This window comes from Photobacterium minamisatsumaniensis, from assembly GCF_050336695.1.
In the GTDB taxonomy this organism is placed as follows: Bacteria; Pseudomonadota; Gammaproteobacteria; order Enterobacterales; family Vibrionaceae; genus Photobacterium; species Photobacterium minamisatsumaniensis.
The window spans coordinates 1-20,420 of sequence record NZ_JAKJSI010000069.1 but is presented as its reverse complement, the minus strand read 5'-3'; the positions used below and the strand labels follow the sequence as shown (position 1 = coordinate 20,420).

The 20,420-nt window shown below is 41.7% G+C and carries 20 protein-coding genes, 1 tRNA gene and 3 rRNA genes; 12 read left to right on the top strand and 12 right to left on the bottom strand.

Going from position 1 to position 20,420, the window contains the following annotated elements; genetic code table 11:
- From L4D78_RS27070 to L4D78_RS27050, 5 genes are all read left to right on the top strand, one after another.
- Positions 1-236 (top strand): 23S ribosomal RNA (locus L4D78_RS27070); the annotation flags it as partial.
- 183 nt (positions 237-419) lie between these two features.
- Positions 420-535: ribosomal RNA gene (rrf, locus tag L4D78_RS27065) — 5S ribosomal RNA — on the top strand.
- 52 nt (positions 536-587) lie between these two features.
- Positions 588-703 (top strand): 5S ribosomal RNA (rrf, locus tag L4D78_RS27060).
- Positions 704-803: 100 nt separating this feature from the next.
- Positions 804-880 (top strand) — tRNA-Asp (locus L4D78_RS27055).
- 107 nt (positions 881-987) lie between these two features.
- Entirely contained in the window at positions 988-2,319 is a 1,332-nt protein-coding gene (locus tag L4D78_RS27050) for an IS4 family transposase (RefSeq protein ID WP_428469806.1), read from the top strand.
- Positions 2,320-2,371: 52 nt separating this feature from the next.
- Here L4D78_RS27050 and L4D78_RS27045 read toward each other — a convergent pair whose 3' ends face one another.
- Complete coding sequence (locus L4D78_RS27045; RefSeq protein ID WP_428469805.1) at positions 2,372-3,025, bottom strand: hypothetical protein; 654 nt, start codon at positions 3,023-3,025, stop codon at positions 2,372-2,374.
- A gap of 391 nt (positions 3,026-3,416) precedes the next feature.
- Here L4D78_RS27045 and L4D78_RS27040 point away from each other — a divergent pair, with 391 nt between their 5' ends.
- From L4D78_RS27040 to L4D78_RS27030, 3 genes are all read left to right on the top strand, one after another.
- Positions 3,417-4,337 carry a LysR family transcriptional regulator gene (locus L4D78_RS27040; protein WP_428469804.1) on the top strand — a complete coding sequence of 307 codons (921 nt, stop codon included), beginning with the start codon at positions 3,417-3,419 and terminating at the stop codon, positions 4,335-4,337.
- Positions 4,338-4,503: 166 nt separating this feature from the next.
- Positions 4,504-4,779, top strand: coding sequence for a hypothetical protein (locus tag L4D78_RS27035; RefSeq protein ID WP_428469803.1), 276 nt, complete (start codon positions 4,504-4,506; stop codon positions 4,777-4,779).
- 158 nt (positions 4,780-4,937) lie between these two features.
- On the top strand, positions 4,938-5,285 hold the full coding sequence (locus L4D78_RS27030; protein ID WP_428469802.1) for a hypothetical protein: 348 nt from the start codon (positions 4,938-4,940) through the stop codon (positions 5,283-5,285).
- Positions 5,286-5,356: 71 nt separating this feature from the next.
- On the opposite strand, the gene uspE is transcribed toward L4D78_RS27030, so the two are convergent.
- The 10 genes from uspE to ccoN form a co-directional block, all read right to left on the bottom strand.
- The gene (uspE, locus tag L4D78_RS27025; protein WP_428469801.1) at positions 5,357-6,298 is read right to left on the bottom strand and encodes a universal stress protein UspE; all 942 of its coding nucleotides are present in this window, start codon (positions 6,296-6,298) and stop codon (positions 5,357-5,359) included.
- Between the two features lie 265 nt (positions 6,299-6,563).
- Positions 6,564-7,319: a fumarate/nitrate reduction transcriptional regulator Fnr gene (fnr, locus tag L4D78_RS27020; RefSeq protein WP_428469800.1), complete on the bottom strand. Its 756-nt coding sequence runs from the start codon at positions 7,317-7,319 to the stop codon at positions 6,564-6,566.
- A 74-nt stretch (positions 7,320-7,393) separates the two neighbouring features.
- The gene (locus L4D78_RS27015) at positions 7,394-8,071 is read right to left on the bottom strand and encodes a sulfite exporter TauE/SafE family protein (RefSeq protein ID WP_428469799.1); all 678 of its coding nucleotides are present in this window, start codon (positions 8,069-8,071) and stop codon (positions 7,394-7,396) included.
- Entirely contained in the window at positions 8,068-8,259 is a 192-nt protein-coding gene (ccoS, locus tag L4D78_RS27010) for a cbb3-type cytochrome oxidase assembly protein CcoS (protein WP_428469798.1), read from the bottom strand. The genes L4D78_RS27015 and ccoS overlap by 4 nt, the downstream gene beginning before the upstream one ends.
- The gene (locus L4D78_RS27005) at positions 8,252-10,645 is read right to left on the bottom strand and encodes a heavy metal translocating P-type ATPase (RefSeq protein WP_428469797.1); all 2,394 of its coding nucleotides are present in this window, start codon (positions 10,643-10,645) and stop codon (positions 8,252-8,254) included. The genes ccoS and L4D78_RS27005 overlap by 8 nt, the downstream gene beginning before the upstream one ends.
- A complete protein-coding gene (locus tag L4D78_RS27000; RefSeq protein ID WP_428469796.1) occupies positions 10,642-11,133 on the bottom strand; it encodes a FixH family protein in 492 nt (163 codons plus the stop codon). The genes L4D78_RS27005 and L4D78_RS27000 overlap by 4 nt, the downstream gene beginning before the upstream one ends.
- A 119-nt stretch (positions 11,134-11,252) precedes the next feature.
- Positions 11,253-12,233 (bottom strand): cytochrome-c oxidase, cbb3-type subunit III, encoded by a 981-nt coding sequence (gene ccoP / locus L4D78_RS26995; RefSeq protein WP_428469795.1) that lies wholly within the window; start codon positions 12,231-12,233, stop codon positions 11,253-11,255.
- Positions 12,230-12,412, bottom strand: a complete 183-nt coding sequence (locus tag L4D78_RS26990; protein ID WP_428469794.1) for a cbb3-type cytochrome oxidase subunit 3 — start codon at positions 12,410-12,412, stop codon at positions 12,230-12,232. The genes ccoP and L4D78_RS26990 overlap by 4 nt, the downstream gene beginning before the upstream one ends.
- 9 nt (positions 12,413-12,421) lie before the next feature.
- A complete protein-coding gene (ccoO, locus tag L4D78_RS26985; protein WP_428469793.1) occupies positions 12,422-13,033 on the bottom strand; it encodes a cytochrome-c oxidase, cbb3-type subunit II in 612 nt (203 codons plus the stop codon).
- 11 nt (positions 13,034-13,044) lie between these two features.
- Positions 13,045-14,472: a cytochrome-c oxidase, cbb3-type subunit I gene (gene ccoN, locus L4D78_RS26980; protein WP_428469792.1), complete on the bottom strand. Its 1,428-nt coding sequence runs from the start codon at positions 14,470-14,472 to the stop codon at positions 13,045-13,047.
- Positions 14,473-14,746: 274 nt separating this feature from the next.
- Here ccoN and L4D78_RS26975 point away from each other — a divergent pair, with 274 nt between their 5' ends.
- Positions 14,747-15,190 (top strand): hypothetical protein, encoded by a 444-nt coding sequence (locus tag L4D78_RS26975; RefSeq protein ID WP_428469791.1) that lies wholly within the window; start codon positions 14,747-14,749, stop codon positions 15,188-15,190.
- 69 nt (positions 15,191-15,259) lie between these two features.
- Here L4D78_RS26975 and L4D78_RS26970 read toward each other — a convergent pair whose 3' ends face one another.
- Positions 15,260-15,982: an SDR family oxidoreductase gene (locus tag L4D78_RS26970; protein ID WP_428469790.1), complete on the bottom strand. Its 723-nt coding sequence runs from the start codon at positions 15,980-15,982 to the stop codon at positions 15,260-15,262.
- 154 nt (positions 15,983-16,136) lie between these two features.
- Here L4D78_RS26970 and L4D78_RS26965 point away from each other — a divergent pair, with 154 nt between their 5' ends.
- From L4D78_RS26965 to L4D78_RS26955, 3 genes are all read left to right on the top strand, one after another.
- Positions 16,137-17,315, top strand: a complete 1,179-nt coding sequence (locus L4D78_RS26965; protein ID WP_428469807.1) for an FIST signal transduction protein — start codon at positions 16,137-16,139, stop codon at positions 17,313-17,315.
- A gap of 3 nt (positions 17,316-17,318) precedes the next feature.
- A complete protein-coding gene (locus L4D78_RS26960) occupies positions 17,319-19,424 on the top strand; it encodes an ATP-binding protein (RefSeq protein WP_428469789.1) in 2,106 nt (701 codons plus the stop codon).
- 393 nt (positions 19,425-19,817) lie between these two features.
- Positions 19,818-20,420: ISNCY family transposase (locus L4D78_RS26955; protein ID WP_428469788.1), on the top strand; the 603-nt coding region annotated here is incomplete at its 3' end.

Genomic DNA, 20,420 nt, shown 5'->3' with positions numbered 1-20,420 from the left:
GAGTGGACGAACCTCTGGTGTTCGGGTTGTCACGCCAGTGGCATTGCCCGGTAGCTAAGTTCGGAATCGATAAGCGCTGAAAGCATCTAAGCGCGAAGCGAGCCCTGAGATGAGTCATCCCTGATACTTTAAGTATCCTAAAGGGTTGTTGGAGACTACGACGTAGATAGGTCAGGTGTGTAAGTGCTGCGAGGCATTGAGCTAACTGATACTAATTGCCCGTGAGGCTTAACCATACAACACCCAAGGGGTTTTTTACGGACTCCACGAACACTTGAATGGTGTTTGAGAAACTAGTCAGATTTTCCCAGATTATGAAGATATTCCGCCTACCAGAGGTAGCGCCGGGATAAAGTTCGAGAGCAACTTAACACAGCTAGCGGGCTTTATAGCCAGCGGGATGTTTTCAAAAGAATTTGCTTGGCGACCATAGCATTATGGACCCACCTGATCCCATGCCGAACTCAGTAGTGAAACGTAATAGCGCCGATGGTAGTGTGGGGTTTCCCCATGTGAGAGTAGGACATCGCCAGGCTCCCAATTTTAAGTTTATGTTAGAAATAACCTGAACTGTGTAAAAGAATTTACTTGGTGACCATAGCACTATAGAACCACCTGATCCCATGCCGAACTCAGAAGTGAAATATAGTTGCGCCGATGGTAGTGTGGGGTTTCCCCATGTGAGAGTAGGTCATCACCAAGTTCCCTATTCGTTTTCATCTTTTTTAGAAAAAGATAAAGACAAAAATAAAGCGGTGAACCGTTTTATTGTAAGTAATAGCTTTATGCTGAATAGACACTGCGGAGTGGTAGTTCAGTTGGTTAGAATACCGGCCTGTCACGCCGGGGGTCGCGGGTTCGAGTCCCGTCCACTCCGCCACTATACTAAACCCGAGTCTAACGACTCAATGCCGATCGTTTTAAGTAATTGAACGATCCTTAGAAGGCTTCATAATCGGTCTCAACATTGTTGAGGCCGATTTTTTTATGTCTGAGTTTTCTAGAGAGCTACAAGTTACTGCTGAGTTTTGCCAAGACCATCATATCGATGCATTTTCAAAGCACATTCCATTGGAATGGGTCCAAGAAGCTGTTAAGCAAACAGGCAGAGCCTCTGTTCGCAAAAGACGTTTTCCTGCCGAACAGGCTGTATGGCTAGTTTTGGGGATCGGGTTACTGCGGAATCGCTCCATTCAAAGTGTCTGTGACAAACTTGAACTCGCTTTTCCCGATTCCAAGGGAGAATTACCACCTTTAGCAACCAGTAGTATTATCAAAGGAAAAGAGAAACTTGGCCCTAAACCTATGCAGTACCTCTTTAAACTCACCGCAGAACAATGGGAAAAACAATCTGACTTTGACCAAGTTTGCGGGCTGAATGTACTCAGCGTTGATGGCACTTACTTTAAAACGCACGACACACCAACTAATCAATCTTTTGGGTACGCACAAAAAACAGCGTCATTCCCCTCAGTTCTTGCCGTGACACTTATGTCGACCAAAACTCACCTGTTGTCAGATGCAGCCTTTGGGCCTGTCACTAACAGTGAAATCTCGTATGCCCAGCAACTCGTTGGGTCTGCACCGGCAAATTCGTTGACCCTTTTTGATCGTGGATTTATGTCTGCGGAGCTATTCATGAGTTGGCAAAGCAGTGGACAACAGACGCATTGGTTAACTCCCATTAAATCCAAGTTTAGGTACAAAGTTGTTGAATCCTATAGTGATTACGACCACATCATAGAAATGCCTATTTCACCTCAGGCGCAAAGACAAGCGCCTTACTTAGGGGATACATGGAAGGCTCGACTGGTACTTATTCCCTCCCCGAAAGGAGAAATTAAAGGCTTTATCACTTCTTGTCTGTGCCCTAAAAAATACGAGCTAAAAGAGTTGGTTGAAGTTTATTGGCAACGATGGGAAATCGAACGTGGTTATGGAGAGTTAAAGCAATATCAATTAGCAAACAAACCCCTTCTTCGCAGCCTTAAAAGTGACGGCATATATCAAGAGCTTTGGGGGATCTTAATCTCATACAATATCGTGCGCTTAGAAATGGCTGAAATAGCTAAGGAGCACAATGTAGAGCCTCTGAGAATTAGCTTTATCAATGCCTTATACCTGATACAGGATGAGTTTATCTGGTCTGATGGTCGTAGCCCAGGTGCGATCCCTAAAGCATTGAAAATGATGCGAGAGAATGGGAAACGGCTAATTCTTCCAAAGAAACGAAAGAGAAAGCCGTACCCTAGAGCGGTACTGAAAAAAGCAACTAAGTACCCAGCGAGAAGCCGAAATAGAGACGCCACTCGCTCTTAAGCGAATGGCGTTAACCAATTTGGTCGCCTTTTTTGAAACTCAAATGAAAGCTTTAAAAAGCAATTTCAGAATAGAGTACTGATAATTCATGGGCGTTTAATGATGTTGAAAAATGCTCATCAAAAGCAACGGCCTCATCAATTGTTTTAAAAGTTTGATCTGGAAGAATATCTAACAAGATTTTAATCCAATTAACTTCATTAAAATCAATGTTTTCCCAATCAATATCTTGAGCTAATTCAATTATTTGAGCAAGACTTTTATCGTAATAAAAATAGTTACCGAAGAACGGAATAGGATTGTTTATTAATAGTTTAACTCTCCCATCTAGGTTATCTAGGTCTAGGTCAGAAGAGACGATTAATGCACTAATGTCTTTCTCTGTTCCGCTTTCTGAAGATAAGCCAATAGTATAAAAGACACCATCAAAATCAGATACTAGAAATGGTGCATCGTAACTAAGAGTGCTCTCACTATTATTTGTTATTGTCTTATTAAAGACATACTTATTATAGTTTTCGCAATATTCTTCACCCAGAGGCAAATATTCTCTGTAATAATCTGATTTTATTTTGTCAATTTTGTATTGATTATCAGAGAGCTTAACAGAAGCGCAGTACTGCTCATTGAGCACAGGGTCGATATCATCACTGTCGCAGCCGCTTAAAGCAAAAATAGCTAAGCCTAAAAGAATTACTTTCTTCATTACACACCTAAAATTCACACTAATACATCCGCATTGCGTGATAAAAACTTAACTTGATGTTTGATCGGGCGATATAGCATGGCTCCCTTTATTGCATATACCCTTACATCAAAATATAAAAAACACCGTACTATAATGAATATTTACCACTTTTGGAATGCATGGCTAGCCATATATTGCCTGCAGTCAGCTTGGGTTTAGATTCAGCCGAGGACTAAATAGTCCTTGAATTATGCTCAAATGCACTAATGATTCCTGATTAAAGTTATAGATATACTTAAATGGAATTTATCTTTAAGCTATTAATTAAGACTATTGCTTGCTGATACAGAGACTTAAGCTGGTCTCGAGATATAGCAAAGAAACATACACGTTATTATAAAGGCCAGTGATGGATGTTTTAAAACTAGATTTAAATTTACTCAAAGTGCTTATCGTTCTGCTTGAAGAGCCGAATACTCACCGTGCTGCAGATAAACTTGATACTAGCCAACCTGCGGTAAGTCGTGCATTAGGTAAACTCCGTGTTGCATTGGACGACCAATTATTCGTTCGTAGCAATCACGGACTAACGCTTACGCCTAGAGCGGAAGAGCTTGCAAGGGTACTTCCGTACATATTTACCGACTTGCAGAGCACCTTAGATAAGCAGGCTTTCCTACCACAAGACATGGCAGGGCGGTTTAGGATTGCGCTTAATGGTTATTTAATCGAAAGTTATGGAACGGAAATTTATCGTTTATTTAAACGAGAGTGCCCCAATGTTGAGTTAGAGCTTTACAGTTTTAGTACCAACACTATTAGTGAGATAATAGATGGCTATTGTGATTTAGCAATTACTTATCAACCACTTAATACGCCTAAAGAAGTCTACCAACGTAACATAGCTAAAAGTCGGCTTGGTTTCCTGTCTCGTAGAGACTTTTTGACAGATAAAAAAAACATGTCAATTAAAGAGCTAAATAACTATCGGTGGACAGGGCTGGTTGTTCCTGGCTTCAATGAACAGATGGCCAGGGTGCAAAAGTTCGCTAAATTAAAAACAAAACCTGCATTTCGAAGTCAACACGTAAACCCCATTTTAAATGCGATAAGAGAAGAAGATATGCTTTTTATTGCACCTATAGATCTTTATAAAATAGTGGATCAAGATAAATTTCAGTTCATTGAAATGGATGAATCAGATCAAGCTGTTATAAGAAATGAGATGGATATTGTGATGGCATACAACCAACGCCATTGGAATACGGAGAAATACCAATGGCTAGAAAATGAAATGAAAAAGCTGAAAGCAATAGCAAAGCTGTATTAAGCATTCATTCAGAGATGCATTTTTGATATTAACGCAATCCATTTGTGCCATGGGTTTAAGACATTCGAATACCTATTATATAGACATAAAGTGATGAGGTTCAAAACTCATCGATAGGAACATCGAACATCAAGGAAGATGGGCCTAAATAATAATGAGGTATATTATGAAAAAATCAGCTTTCGCTCTAATTGGTACTCTTCTTCTTTCATCACAAGTAATGGCTAATGATGTGATGGATAACCACTTGGCAACCGCAGGTGAACGCTCAGCACAGGCAACACAGCTTGTTCAAGAAGCTTCAACACCGTCAATGAATGTACTTGAAGCGCAACTGCAGACATCTGGTGACAAATCTATGCCTGCTGGCCATGTCGGTAACCCGCATGTAAATGACAACAGTCAGTCTGTATTTGAGTACCATTATAATACTGCTAACTAATTAGCACTTAGAATTTCAAGCAGGAGTAACTAAAATGGCAATACCATATTAGTTACTCCTGTTTATATATTGAAAGAAAACAATGTTTTGGCAATCGCTAGCGGCGGGATATAATAGATAATCGCTTCTTAGTTAAAATGATTGATATGCTGAAAATTATGTTGAACAGAAAGACAGTTGTAAAACCTTTCATAACGCTCATTGTTGCCTTTTCACTGGCTGGATGTTCAGCTCAACAGTCTCAATCAATGGGGATGCGTAGTAGCACGGTGACAAAAACACCGCAGCAGATGACCAACCTTGAACTCTGTGAAACATACGCCTACGGTAGAAGTGCAACGCATACTAAAGTCGCGATTGCTAGCGAATGGAGCCGACGTGGCGTTAGTCAAAGCTACTGCAAAAAAATTCGTGAAGAGCTATTCATTACATCAATTTTAAAAAAGTTAGCTGATTCTGAAGAATTACCCGAAAGCAAGCAGGCTAAGCCTGTGCAACTAAAGTAACTGTGGTTCTATTTCTATATAACGAAAAAGCCTCGTAAAGAGGCTTTTTTGTTTATTCAAGGTTCTAAATCTTATTCAATATTTGGACTGAGTGGACTCACGTAACCTGCTGGTTTTAAGGCGAGTAGGTCACAGTTTAAGCTATCAATGGTATGTTCAGCAGTATTCCCAATGAAAACAGCAGACAAACCTGTTCGGCCTGTTGTACCAAGAATAACGAGTTCAGCATCTAAATCTTCAGCAACTTGAGGGATAACATCCTCTGGTAGTCCTTCAACAACATGGGTTTGCTCTTGTGCGAGACCATGTTTCTGCCGTAAGGACTTCATTGATGTGAGGTGGTGGCCTCGTACTGCATCAGTATATGAAGCTGGATCGAATTCAGGTAACTCAATCGTAATATTGACGGGTGTAGCAGGGTAGGCGTTGACTAAATTCACTTCCGCATTGAGCAGGCCAGCAAAAGCGCTTGCTTCATTTACGATAGTATCATTGAGCAGATCATGTGTTTCGTTGTCAGCGGCAAGATTAACGCTAGCAAGAACTTTTCCATTCTCTGGCCAACTATGTTCTTTTACCATGAGAACAGGGCATGGACACTTTCTCAATAGGTGCCAATCTGTTGGCGTAAAGATGACAGACCCAATTTTATCATGGTCATGAGTCGCCTTTATCAATAAGTTGTGATGCTGACTGAAAACTTCTGCAATAATCGCTTCATAAGGCCTGTTATGCCATACGACGGTTAATTGAATATCAAACCCTTCATCCATATAGGGACGGGTAATATCTTTTAGCCATTCTTCTCGTTGCAAGATCACACCTCGTCGCATAGCTTGGCGTTCATCAGCCGAAAGCATAGAGGTCATTTCATACGAGAAGTCATAAATGGCTAAAAAGAGCGTGATTTGGGTCTCTGGGTTGCGCTTCGCAAGATGAATAGCGCGAGATAATGCAGGTTGATGATCTTGAGTTGGATCGACAACAACGAGGATATTATTGTACTTGTTCATAACTGCCCCCTTACACAACTGTGTTGGCATCAAGACCAGCCTATAGTCCATCATGGAATATAACCCTCACTAAGAGAGTCATTTTCCTTTCCATACTAAAAAGGCTTCATCCAAGTTAACGAATTGCCTATAAACAAATAAGCATAATTCGTTAGACAGTAATAACTGTAACGTATAGGAGAGGTTTAGGGGAGATGTTCCAATAATTAAATATAAAAAAAGTGATACGGCGCATAGCTCGTATCACTTTTTTTCAACGGTTTACCTAAGCAATGGTGTTTTTGTTTACACCTGCAAGCTTAGCCAACTCTTCATGATCTAAAATGGTAATGTATTTGCCTTTCACACTTAGCATTTCAGACTTTTGGAAGCGACCAAGAAGACGGCTGATAGTTTCAACGGTCAAACCTAGGTAGTTACCAATATCTCCGCGAGTCATCGTTAAACGGAATTCACGCGGTGAGAAGCCTCTTTGTGAGAAGCGAAGTGATAGGTTATAAAGGAAGGCAGCTAAGCGTTCTTCTGCGTTCTTTTTAGAAAGCAGTAAGATCATTTCCTGATCACCTTTAATTTCATTACTCATCAAGCGCATAATTTGCTGACGAAGTTTTGGCATTTTCCCTGACAGATCATCAAGAATCTCAAACGGAATTTCACAAACCATAGATGTTTCAAGAGACTGTGCAAAACTAGGGTGCATCATTTCATTGATAGCATCAAAACCGACTAAGTCACCTGCTAAGTGGAAAGCCGTAATCTGCTCATCGCCTTGCTCTGTGATAGTGTAGCTTTTGATCGTACCCGAACGGATTGCATACAGTGATTTAAGTTCATCACCTGCCTTAAACAGCTCTTGTCCTTTCTGGATAGGTTTTTTACGTTCGATAATTTGATCTAGCTGATCTAACTCAGACTCATTCAACGTAAATGGAATACACAACTGACTAATACTGCAATCCTGACAGTGGATTGCACATCCGCCTGATTGGACACGTTTGGTTGTAAGTTTGTCTGAAATCATAAGCCTGTCTAACCAATTTGATGTAGGTCAATATTTTAACATAATATGAAGCATTATGACGAGTATTAATAATCCTAGGTTATTTGTTTGATTGCGATATAACCAGTATGAACCCCGTAAGCCAATAACAGCAAGGCACTCGCCCGTTTAAAATAAAGGTTCTTAAGTAACGTCTGGAGTTGCTGTGCCATAGAGCCAACGGCAATCATCGCAGGTAATGTACCTAATCCGAAGGCAAGCATGATTCCTGCACCTGATAATGCGCTCCCTGAAACCGCAGCCCAACTTAGTGTTGAGTATACTAAACCACATGGTAACCATCCCCAAAGCATACCAAATGGTAATGCCGTAAAGGGAGACTTTAAGGGTAGTAGCGATTTAGCTTTTGGAGAAATATGTTTCCATACAGCTTGTCCAATTCGCTCTATTTTCGTTATGCCAAACCACCACTGACCTAAGTAAAGTGCAAGTATAATCATCATGATAGCGGCAAATAATCGTAGGTAGGTCAATGCAGAAGTATAGCCACTAAAGTGAGCTAACCCCGCAAATGCACCGCCGATAATCGCTCCTGCAACCATGTAAGATAGAAGTCGTCCGGTGTTATAAAATGCAAGGTAAGGCCAACGCTTCGTTTGTTGATTCCCAGGCATCCCCAGCGTTATCGCCGCCGCAACGCCACCACACATCCCTAAGCAATGGCCAGCACCCATCAAGCCAATAAAAAAAGCCGCGTACAGTTCTGCGTTCACAGCTTATTCTCTTTATCCGTGGCTTTTACTTTACCTGTTTGTTGGGGATCATTCTCATCAAATAAGATGTCATACCCCTGACGTTCAAGGTCTTCGAACTGTTCGGTACGAACAGCCCAAAGAAAAACGGCAACAGCTATGCAGACAAAAATGATCGCAATCGGTATTAATAAGTAAAGACTAGCCATTTTCTTTTAATAACCTTAAAGAATTTGATACAACAATGATAGAACTACCAGACATTCCAACAACCGCGATATAAGGCGCAACCAAGCCAGCGACAGCCAGTGGCAATATGATTAAATTATAGCCCAGTGACCAAGCCAGATTTTCACGAATGATTTTTCGCGTTTTCAATGCCAGCTTTCTTGCACGGAGAATGCGTGACAATTGGTCACTCAGTAATACCATATCGGCTGATGACTTGGCTATATCTGTTCCGCTACCCATAGCAACAGAAAGGTGTGCTCCAGCAAGAACAGGGGCGTCATTAACACCGTCACCAATCATTAAAGCGACACGGCTTTTATCAAGGCTACGTAGGTAATCAAGTTTACCTTCTGGTGATACACCCGCTTTTAAACTATCAATACCTAATTTATCGGCAACGAGTTTAGCGCTAACGGAGTTGTCACCTGTTAGCATGGTGACCTTAATCCCAGCCGTTTGGAACTGTTGAATTAGCTCTTTACTGTCTTCTCGGATAGGGTCATCAAGCTTAAAGCTCGCAACTAACTCGCCGTTACAACTTAACCACACCTGATATTGCGGATCACAATTGGCAATAATAGATGTTGCGTCACTGCTTGCTTCAAGAACAAAGCTTGCTTTACCAATACGCCATTCATTATTGCCAAGTGTGCCTATCAAGCCACTACCAATGACATTTTCAACATCATCAAATAAGCGGTCATCACATCGATAAGACGAAAATGCACGGGCTATAGGGTGGTTGGCAAAACGTTCAAGTTCAGCAGCATAATGTAGAGCATTAAGCTCATTGATATCACCGTATACTTTAGTATCAACTAGGCGAACATTGCCTTCCGTTAATGTTCCTGTCTTATCAATGACTAATTGGTTTACGTTACAGAGTGTTTCTAATACATGCCCACGTCGTAATAATATGCCAAGGCGGCCTAGGCTGGACGTCGAACAAGTTAAAGCCGTTGGCGTTGCCAGCGATAATGCACATGGACAGGTTGCAACTAATACTGCAAGGGTGATCCATAAAGCGTCTTCTGGCCTATGTTGATACCAATAGAACCAAGTACAAGCTGAAATAACTAATATTGCTGCCACAAAATAGCGAGCTACTATATCCGCGACTTCGGCAACTTTGGGTTTAGATACTTGTGCCTCGTCTTGCAAGCGGACGATATTTGAAATTAATGAGTTTTGGCGGTCTTTTGTTACTTGCAGCGTGATATTACCATCACCGTTAATTGTTCCAGCAAATACATCATCACCGACAAGACGAGCAACCGGCATAGGTTCACCAGTCAACATTGATTCATCAATGGCTGTTTGCCCCTGAAGAATAGTACCGTCGGCCGGTAAACTTTCACCGGGTAGCACCGTCACAATATCACCGACCTTCAACGTTTTAGCCGCGACTTGAGATCCATCTTCTAACGTTGCCATTGTCGGCACAAGTTTGAGTAGATTTGCACTTGCAGCAGCAGCATGGCGTCTTGCTCGCATTTCAAGAAACCGGCCAAGTAATAAGAAGAAGGTAAACATCGAGATTGACTCGAAGAACACTTCACCTTTTTCCATTACTGTGGCGTATAAACTCGCTACGTAAGCAAAGAGCAGGGCAATTGATACGGGAACATCCATACCGAGCGTTCTCGCTCGTAAGTTACGCCATGCATTTAGGTAAAATGGCAATGCTGAGTAAAGAAGAACAGGAGTAGCAAAAATGAGGCTTACCCAGCGTAAGTAATTTTTGAATTCTGCGTCGAGGTCGCCGAATATTTCGAAGTAGAGTGCCACCGCTAACATCATAACCTGCATCGTTGCGATACCCGCAATACCGAGGCGATATAAGTAGTTTTTCATTGTGCGGTGGTATTGCTGTTCTTGGGCATCAGCTTCAAATGGTGCTGCTTTGTAGCCTAATTTATGAATAATGCCTAAGAGATGACTGAGTTTGGCTTTTTCTGGATCCCATGAAAGGAGAGCACGGTGGGTTGTCGTATTCACTCGAATAGAAATCACACCGTCTTCACGTAGAAGTTGCTTTTCAATCAGCCAGGCACAGGCAGCACAAGAAACACCATCAAGTGACAGAGATGCCTCTTTACTATTTTCAGTTTCACGAACAAATTCTTGTTGAATCTCTTCATGATCATAAAGGAGTAGGGATTGTAACTGCTGTGGAACTAACTCCGCTTTTTCAGCTGGCGCAGTTCGGTATTCATAATAAGACGTTAAGCCGCTTTCAACAATAGTCTCTGCAACGGCTTCACAGCCTGGGCAACACATGTCGCGAATTTTACCCAGTATTTCTACATGGTGCTGACAACCCTGTGGAACAGGGTCGCCGCAGTGATAACAGTCTTTTGTCATTCCTTAATCTGCCCGTATAACGAAATCGGGTCGGATGTTGGTAGGTTTACTCGCCCTTGTAACATCCAGTCGCCATCAAATGGTTCAAGTTCAACAAACCAAGGCCCTGTAAGTGCCACTGCCGAATTAAAGCGATAATTACCAGAAAGATCGCCACTGACCATTTGCGTAAAGTCTTGATCAGGTAGAGTACGGTGAGTGAATGTGACACGCAAGTTTGGATTACTTTCCAGATCACCTTTATTGAAATTAACCTCAATATTATCGCTATCGACAGAAATCTGTGCTTTTAGGTCAAGTGCATCTGCGACTCGAAGGCGTGATAAATCAAGGTTTATTGCTTTACCTTTCTTGTAATAATCTTCAGCAACGAGGTCAACTTGGTTTTGAGAGAAGATATAAACAATTGTCAAACTATAGACAATCGATGTTGCAGGGATGGCAAAAACGAACCAAGGCCAAAACTGCTTATACCATGGTTTACCCATATTGATTACCTTTGAACTTTGGAAAAGTTAGCCCCTGAAGATAACAGGGGCTAGGTGTTAAGTCTCAGTATTTAATACTAATTTACAGTGTTAAATGTAACTTAATATAATTCACTTTGTTAATTATCAGTGTTGTTGCTCAGGTTCCAAACATAGGCTGATATCACTTGGATTTTTTCTTCTCCAAGAATGTCTTTCCATGCTGGCATTACGCCTTGACGACCATGTGTAATCGTCGCTTCAACATCACGTCGTGAACCACCGTATAACCATGTATTATCGGTTAGGTCTGGCGCCCCGAAAGCAGGGTTACCTTTACCATCTGTACCATGACAAGCGGCACAAACGACAAATTTTTGTTTACCCGAAGCCGCTTCTTTAACGTTAACCTTTCGGCCTGAAAGGCTAAGAACGTAACTTGCAACGTCCGTTACACCATCTTCACCTAGTGAATCAACCCAGCCTGGCATTACACCTTGGCGACCTTGCATAATGGTCGTTTTGATTGTTTCAGCTTCACCGCCGTACAACCAAGCATCATCCGTTAAGTTAGGGTAGCCAAGCTGGCCTCGCGCATCTGAACCATGACATTGAGCACAGTTTTGAATGAACAAACGTTGACCAACTTTAATGGCTTCAGAATTACCAGCAATTTCAGTGATAGGGCGAAGGTTTGAACCTGATTCGTCATAAGCAAGGCGTTTGAATGTTTCACCAAACCTTGAATTAGCATCATCTAGCTCTCGAGCATATTGATCAAGACGCTTTTCTTGATGGGCTGCAGCAATTGATGCTTTAGATTCATCCATTGAACGTACGGTTTGATCAGAACTCTGCCAACCTAATACTCCCTGAAAGTTACCTAAACCTGGGTAAAGAATCAGGTAAACCACTCCGAAAACTAGAGTGGCCCAAAACATGTAAGACCACCACTTAGGTAGTGGATTATTGTATTCACGAATACCGTCGTATTCGTGACCCATGTCTTCACCTTCTTCGACACCCATTTTGTCTTTACTACACCAAACAAGTAGAGCAGCAATACCGACCAAGGTACCAATGGTGATGATTGTTATCCATAGACTCCAAAACGTAGTCATGCTTCCTTGCTCCTGTCGTTATCGCGGGTTGCCACATCTTTATCTTCATCAGCAAAAACCAGATTAGCTGCTTCATCGAAACGCGACTTCTGACGCTTACTGTATGCCCACACGACAATACCGATAAAACTAGTGAACAGCACAACAGTCCAAATACTATGAATGGTTCCAATATCCATGGTACCTCCTTATCTCATCGCATGACCAAGAGACTGAAGGTAAGCAATAACTGCATCCATTTCAGTCTTACCTTTTACTTCCGCACCTGCATTTTCTACTTGTTCATCAGTGTATGGCACACCAAAGTTATTTTTGAAAATTGCGAGTTTTTTAGAAGTTAACTTACCATCAAGTACGTTCTCTTCTAGCCAAGGGAAGCCCGGCATATTTGATTCAGGAACTACTGCGCGTGGGTCTCGAAGGTGAACTCGGTGCCAGTCATCAGAATAACGACCACCAACACGCGCTAGATCCGGACCTGTACGTTTAGAACCCCATAGGAATGGGTGCTCCCAAACACTTTCACCCGCCAATGAATAGTGACCGTAACGCTCGGTTTCAGAGCGGAAAGGACGGATCATCTGGCTATGACAGACGTTACAGCCTTCACGGATGTAAATATCGCGACCTTCCATTTCCAAAGCTGTATACGGACGCAGGTTGTCTACAGGCTCGGTTGTTTGGTCTTGATATAATAACGGGGTAATTTCAACCAACGCACCGAAGCTAATCGCAATAATGATTAGGATCGCTAGAAGGCCGACATTTTTTTCTACAATTTCATGACGATTCTTTGCCATTGTCGGAACTCCTATGCTGGTTGCTCTGTGGCTTTTAGGCTTTCTTTCGGTGCTGAGATGGTCTTATACGTGTTGTACGCAAGTAAGAACATACCAGACAGGAAGATTAAGCCGCCAATAAAGCGAACAAAGTAGAATGGGTAAGATGCTTGTAGTGACTCAACAAAACTGTAAGTCAACGTACCGTCGGTATTTACCGCACGCCACATCAAACCTTGCATTACACCTGAAATCCACATTGCAACGATGTACAGTACAGTACCGATTGTTGCTAACCAGAAGTGAACGTTGATCAATCGAATTGAATACATACGTTCTTGGCCGAATAGTTTAGGAATTAGGTGATAAATTGCACCGATAGAAACCATCGCAACCCAACCTAATGCACCAGAGTGTACGTGACCGATAGTCCAGTCAGTATAATGGGATAGGGCGTTAACGGTCTTAATTGCCATCATTGGGCCTTCAAACGTAGACATACCGTAGAAAGACAATGAAACCACTAAGAAACGAAGGATTGGGTCATATCGAAGTTTGTGCCACGCACCCGAAAGCGTCATGATTCCGTTAATCATACCACCCCAGGATGGTGCGAATAGAACCAGTGACATCACCATACCTAAAGACTGAGTCCAATCTGGTAGTGCGGTATAGTGTAGGTGGTGTGGGCCAGCCCAAATATATAACGAAATCAATGCCCAGAAGTGAACAATTGATAAACGGTAAGAATAAACAGGTCGACCTGCTTGCTTAGGTACAAAGTAGTACATCATCCCAAGGAAGCCAGCAGTAAGAAGGAAACCTACTGCATTGTGTCCATACCACCACTGAACCATTGCATCGACTGCACCAGAGTAAATTGAATATGATTTACTCATCGAAACAGGAATCGCAAGGTTATTGACGATATGAAGGACTGCTACTGTTAGTATGAAGGCACCAAAGAACCAGTTCGCCACATAAATATGTGATGTGTTTCTTTTGATCATCGTACCGAAGAAGACAATGGCATAGGCTATCCAGACAACAGCAATGGCTATACCAATCGGCCACTCCAGTTCTGCATACTCTTTACCGGTAGTCCAACCCATTGGCAATGTAATTGCCGCGGATAGAATTATGGCTTGCCAACCCCAAAAGGTGAACGCAGCTAACTTCCCACCGAAAAGCCTTGTTTGACAAGTACGCTGTACTACGTAATAAGACGTAGCAAATAGTGCACTAGTACCAAATGCGAAAATAACTGCATTAGTATGCAGTGGACGCAGACGGCTGTAAGTCAACCAAGGGGTATCAAAGTTTAGCGCTGGCCACACCAGCTGAGCGGCAATTAATACACCAACGCTCATTCCAACAATTCCCCATAGTATGGTAGCTAGGGTGAATTGACGGACGACCGTATAGTTGTAGTTTTGTTCAAGCTGCTTTACTTGGCTCATGTTGCATGCTTCCAATTTTAATTGTTCAACTACACTCTTTCCTTGTGCGAACAACAAGTTGTCGCAATGCCACCCAAAGCTTCAAAAATCACTCTGTTGGTTTTTTAACCAGCTCAGCAATTAAATTGCTATTTTGTTGTAAAAGTGGCATTTTCAGCGGACATATTACTTTAGTTAACATGTGATTGACAGAGTCAAGACCACACGATGTTTACGGTTAAGCAACATTTATGTGAAAACTTTGACCTCTGTAACACGAGAGGCACGGTAAATCATGGCAGCAGAAAAGCTTACGAAGGGCAGATTAATCCAGATTCTCTTCCTTATGGCGGTATTAATCACCGCTTTTGTATGGAGAACAGTTACCTATGACAATTCAATATCAGAAACAACGACTGCAATTACCTGCACTTTATCTGCAGATGGTTGCTTAGATTCTGAGGGTAAAAAGGTAATGGATATCGCATTAACCCCGTATCCAGCCAAAGCGGAAAGTGAATTAATACTACAAATTAATAACACAGATGTTAAACCTTCGGCGACTGTTGAAGGTGTTGATATGTACATGGGATTAATACCTGTATTGTTTAATAAAACAGCATCAGGTTGGGCGGGGGAATTTACTGTTCCGGATTGTATTCATGACGAAATGAATTGGAATATTACTATTAAGCAAGGTGATACAAGTATTATTGCGAGCTTTGTCGTCAAAAAATGAATTAAAGCAGCCAGTTAGTTTCAAACTTTGTGATTTAGATGGGGTTGATAATTCAACCCCACTTTTTTCTTAGTTTTGATAAATCATTTTTTTCGACATACCGCCATCAATGACAAAATTTTGCCCTGAAATAAAGCGGGCAGAATCTGATATCAAATAGCTGACCATGGAAGCAATATCATCAACCTTTCCAACACGGCCACTAAAGTGTTGTTGGTGATCAATATCTCGAAGTGGCAAGTTTGTTGTATCAATCCACCCCGGAGAAATACAATTAACATTCACATTGGGAGCAAGGCTAGCGGCTAAGGAATGAGTAAGGGCAGCCAGCCCACCTTTTGAAGCACTATACGCTTCGGTGTTGGGTTCAGACTGCAACGCACGGGTAGAGCTGATATTAATGATAGAGCCTCGTGATTTTTTAAGTAGTGGAAGACTATACTTCGACACAATAATTGGCGCGGTTAAATTGACAGATAAAACTTGATGCCACTGATGAAGATCTAACTCCTCAAGAGGAGGATTGTAAGGGTTAGCAATAGCAGCATTGTTAATAATCGCATCTAATCGGCCAAATTGATCGTCTATCTCACTTATAAGTGCTATTACTTCTTGTTCTTTAGTAACATCGGCATGTTTAAATCTGATTAATGGGTTTTCTGCTACAAGATCAAAACCTGCATCTCTATCAATATCGACGGCAATCACGACCGCCTCTGAAGCAAGATGGTTTGCAATTCCTTTTCCTATCCCTTTTGCGCCGCCAGTGACGAGTACTACTTTGTTGGCCATGATTCCGTATTGCCCTACCAGAAATGTATATGGTGAATTAACGACCACTAAAATAACAATTTTAATTCTATTTACAAAAAAAATGTATATGTTGCTGATTAGAGTGTGAATAATGTCTATTATTGCCCAACAGATAATTATAAATATACTCACGATGGAAATCGCAACAAGTTTTTCGGCAGCCCCGATAGAAAAAGAAGCTATAGAAGCTGCTATTAAGCAGTTATCACTGAAAGTATCAAACCCCAAGCTTGTACTGGCGTACTTCTCAGAACATCATGATGAGAGCATATTCCAACAAGCCCTTGTTGAAGCATTCCCCAGCGCGCAAGTATTAGGTTGCTCCTCATGCCAAGGCGTGATGACGGATGAAGGCTACAACCGAGGTAGCGGCGTTGCTTTATGGGCAATTAGTGATTACAACGGTGCCTATGGCAGTGCGATTGTGTCGACTCATCAGTCTTACTATGCCATGGCACAGCAAGCATTATTGAAGGCGATTTCTAGTAGTGGCCGCTCTGGAGAATTACCGTCATTAATATTACTTCATGCTAGCCCTGGAAATGAAGAAGAAATAATTCAAGGCATTGAAGATGAACTCGGTATTTCAGTGCCTATAATTGGCGGCAGTGCTGCTGATGATTTAGTTCAGGGCAATTGGAAAATATTCACGCATGAACAACGTTGTGTGAATGGTGTTGGTATCAGTGTTTTCTATCCATCTTGTAATATCAGCTATTCATTCCACTCTGGCTATGCCAGTACGGGGCTGAGTGCTGTCGCCACAAAAGTGATTGGCCGTGAACTGGTTGAACTCGATGGAAAACCTGCAATTGATGTGTATCAAGCTTGGATAGGGCAAAAGCTGACCGATCAAAATAGTATTGTCTCAAAAAGCAATTTGAATCCACTCGGCCGTATAGCTGGTACCGTTCATGAACTTCCTTACTTTAAGCTTTCGCACCCACTTAAGGTGACGAAAAAGGGCGGCATAGAACTGTTTTCAACCATTGAAGAAGGAGAGACCTTATTCTTTATGGCTGGTACAGAAGAGCGGTTGATATCAAGAGCGGGCAGGGTAATTGACTCTGCTTTCGATATTGGTAGTAATAGCAGAGAGCTTGATCCCATCGGAGGCATCACCATTTATTGCGCTGGTTGTATGTTACGAGTTCAAGAGCGCATGGAAGAAGTCGCTCAATATGTGAATAAAGCCATGCACCATGCTCCTTTTGTTTGTCCATTTACATTTGGTGAGCAAGGGCAGTTTATTGGCGGTGAAAATGCCCATGGCAACCTTATGATTTCCGCCGTTCTTTTCCATAGAGATTAAACCATGCCCAGATATGAGTCTGAAAAGCTACAAGAAACGTTACTTGAGCTCTTACGAAGCCAAGAACGAGAGAAGCAGCTAAGAGATGAAAATACCGCTATTCTTGCGGGCATGTCTGCTATGGCTGGAGCGAATAATAAGCGCCAAGTATTCAATAGCTTACTCTCTGTATTAAGGAAGTATATCGGCTTTGAACATGCACTGGTCTTAACAAGGGAAGACGAAACTTCGCCATTACAAGAGTTGGTCACCACCTGTCGATATTTTGAATCGAGCGTTTGGTCTATTGGTAATACCTTTATTCGCTCAATGAATGGTGAAAGCATTGCCTTGTTTGATCCTCGCCAGGTTTACGAGTTTCAAAATTTACCAGAAGAAATGATGCACTACTGTAAGTCCGTGTTGTTAACAGGAGTGAAAGTTAGTTCAGGCGATGCGTTATTATTGTTTTTCAATTCCGATAAAGGGCAGTTCACTCCTAAATGCCGCCGTGTGTTAGAGCGTTTTAGACCGTTACTTGAACGGGCAATTATCGATATTGATTACCGCGAACGTTTACAGTCATTGGTTACCGCTCGAACTCAAGAATTGACCCACAGCCAACTGCGCTTTAAAGATTTTGCTAAAACAGTGGGAGATTGGTTTTGGGAAGTTGATACCGATTATCGTTTCACTTATATTTCATCGCCTAATCTTGCCAACCATATTGTCGATACCGATAATATCTTTGATGTTTTTATTGAAAAAGAAGAACTTCAAACCAAATTAAGAGCTATTTTTGCAGAAAATCGTCATTTTGAAGACCTAGAGTGGCAACTTCCTGAAAGTGAAGGCGGGTTGTGGATTAGCTTTAGTGGTACACCGTATTTTAATAAACACGGGCATTTACTGGGTTATCGCGGTACTGCAAAAGATATATCTAACCGCAAAAAGCGATTGTTTGAATTGCAAGAAGCACGTAAACAAGCAGAATCCGCGAATAAAGCAAAGTCAGAATTTTTAGCTATGATGAGCCATGAAATTCGCACACCATTAAATGCTGTACTTGGCTTAATGGATACTTTAGCGACTTCGGGTCTTTCATTGGAGCAGATGTCTTGGGTAAATCAGATGGATCAATCAGCTCAATTATTGCTGACTATTATTAATGATATCCTTGATTTGTCGCGTATAGAATCTGGTAACTTTGAGTTGTTTAATGCTGAGATGCGATTAACAGACAGCATTGATCTCGTCATTACACAGCTTCAAGAACAAGCACTTAAAAAAGGCATTACGTTACAAACAACCATTGACGCTGATGTACCTCGGTTAATCATTGGTGATAAAAACCGTATTTCTCAAGTGTTGTTTAACCTTGTTGGTAACGCAATTAAATTCACTAAGAAAGGCCATGTTTCTGTTAATGTTCGCCGTAATGGCGACATATTAAAACTTTCGGTTATTGATACTGGCATTGGCATTTCTAAAGAAGCACAGCAACTACTGTTTAATCCATTCATTCAAGCCGATGGTAGCATTACGAGAAAATATGGCGGTACGGGATTGGGACTCGCCATTAGCCAGCATTTAATTTCTAAAATGAATGGTAAAATACACCTCAGTAGTGAGCTGGGTATTGGCAGTTGTTTTTGCGTTGATATTCCCATCATTGAACCAACAGAAACAACGAAACAACCTGAAGTGCAAATCGCACATTATGAAAATATTTTGCCATTACAAATATTAGTTGCAGAAGATAGTTCAACAAATCAACTTGTCGCCAGACTGATGTTGGAAAAGCGAGGCCACCAAGTATCCATTGCAAACAATGGTAAAGAAGCCATTGAGATGATAAAAGCAGATGATGTTCAATATGACATTATATTGATGGATATCTCGATGCCAGTAATGGATGGCTTAAAGGCAACGAAGATCTTAAGAGCCGAAGGAAATACAATTCCAATTATTGCTTTAACCGCGAACGTTATGCAGCCCGATCAAATTGAGTATTTCAAAGCCGGCATGAATGACTTTGTTGCAAAACCAATAAGAGCCGCTGAGCTTGATACTGTGTTAACCAAGTACCAAGCTTTGATAGCAAGTGAAAGAGTGGCTGTTTCATTATGAGAAAAACGCAGAGCTATAATATAGCTCTGCGTTTTTTTAGGCTTGGTTTACCAAGCCTGTAATTAGCACTATGTTTGAAGTATCAGGCAAACTGACCATTTGCAGCAATACTTCAAAGAAGTGCTAATTACCTATTTTATGGTAAATAGCCAATACTGTTAAATAGCTTTAGTCATTAACGAACCTAACAATACAATGGAAAGTGATGGGGTATCAAATAGATATGAAATATAGACTCATCCAAACACTATTTAACATAATATACATAATGCGTACTGAGGGTGTAGGAACTAATTAGAAGTGTCATGTTTGAGCCAGATTGAAATGTCATGTTGAACTAGCCTCTAAGCACCTTTGTTTTGCCGTGTTTGGAGCCTGTGGATGTTATTGACCATGACTGACAATGAATTAATGAGAATCAAGCTCGTCCAAGATATCTGTGATAAACGGATCACTGGTGTTGAAGCGGCCCGTTTGCTAAAACTGAGCACACGCCAAGTTTATCGATTGGCCCGACGTTTCACTGAATTGGGCTCTGCGGGTTTAATTTCACGTAAGCGCGGTCAGCCTGGCAACCACCGTCATGATGACAAACTAAAATTACAAACACTGGCATTGCTCCATCAGCAGTATGCTGACTTTGGCCCGACACTCGCTCACGAAAAACTGACGGAGCTTCATGGTATCCACGTTGCCGTTGAAACCCTCCGGCAATGGATGATTGCAGATGGTTTGTGGGTACCTTACGTGAAACGCAAACCTCGGATTTACCAGCCTCGTCACCGCCGGGATTGTCTGGGTGAATTAATCCAAATCGACGGCTCCCATCATGATTGGTTTGAAGGTCGCAGCGATAAGTGTTGTTTGCTCGTTTACATTGATGATGCCACTGGCCGTTTGATGAACCTGCGTTTTAGTGAAACGGAATCAGCCTTCGATTACATGGCCGCGACACGTGAATACATTAATCAGCATGGTAAACCGTCAGCCTTTTAC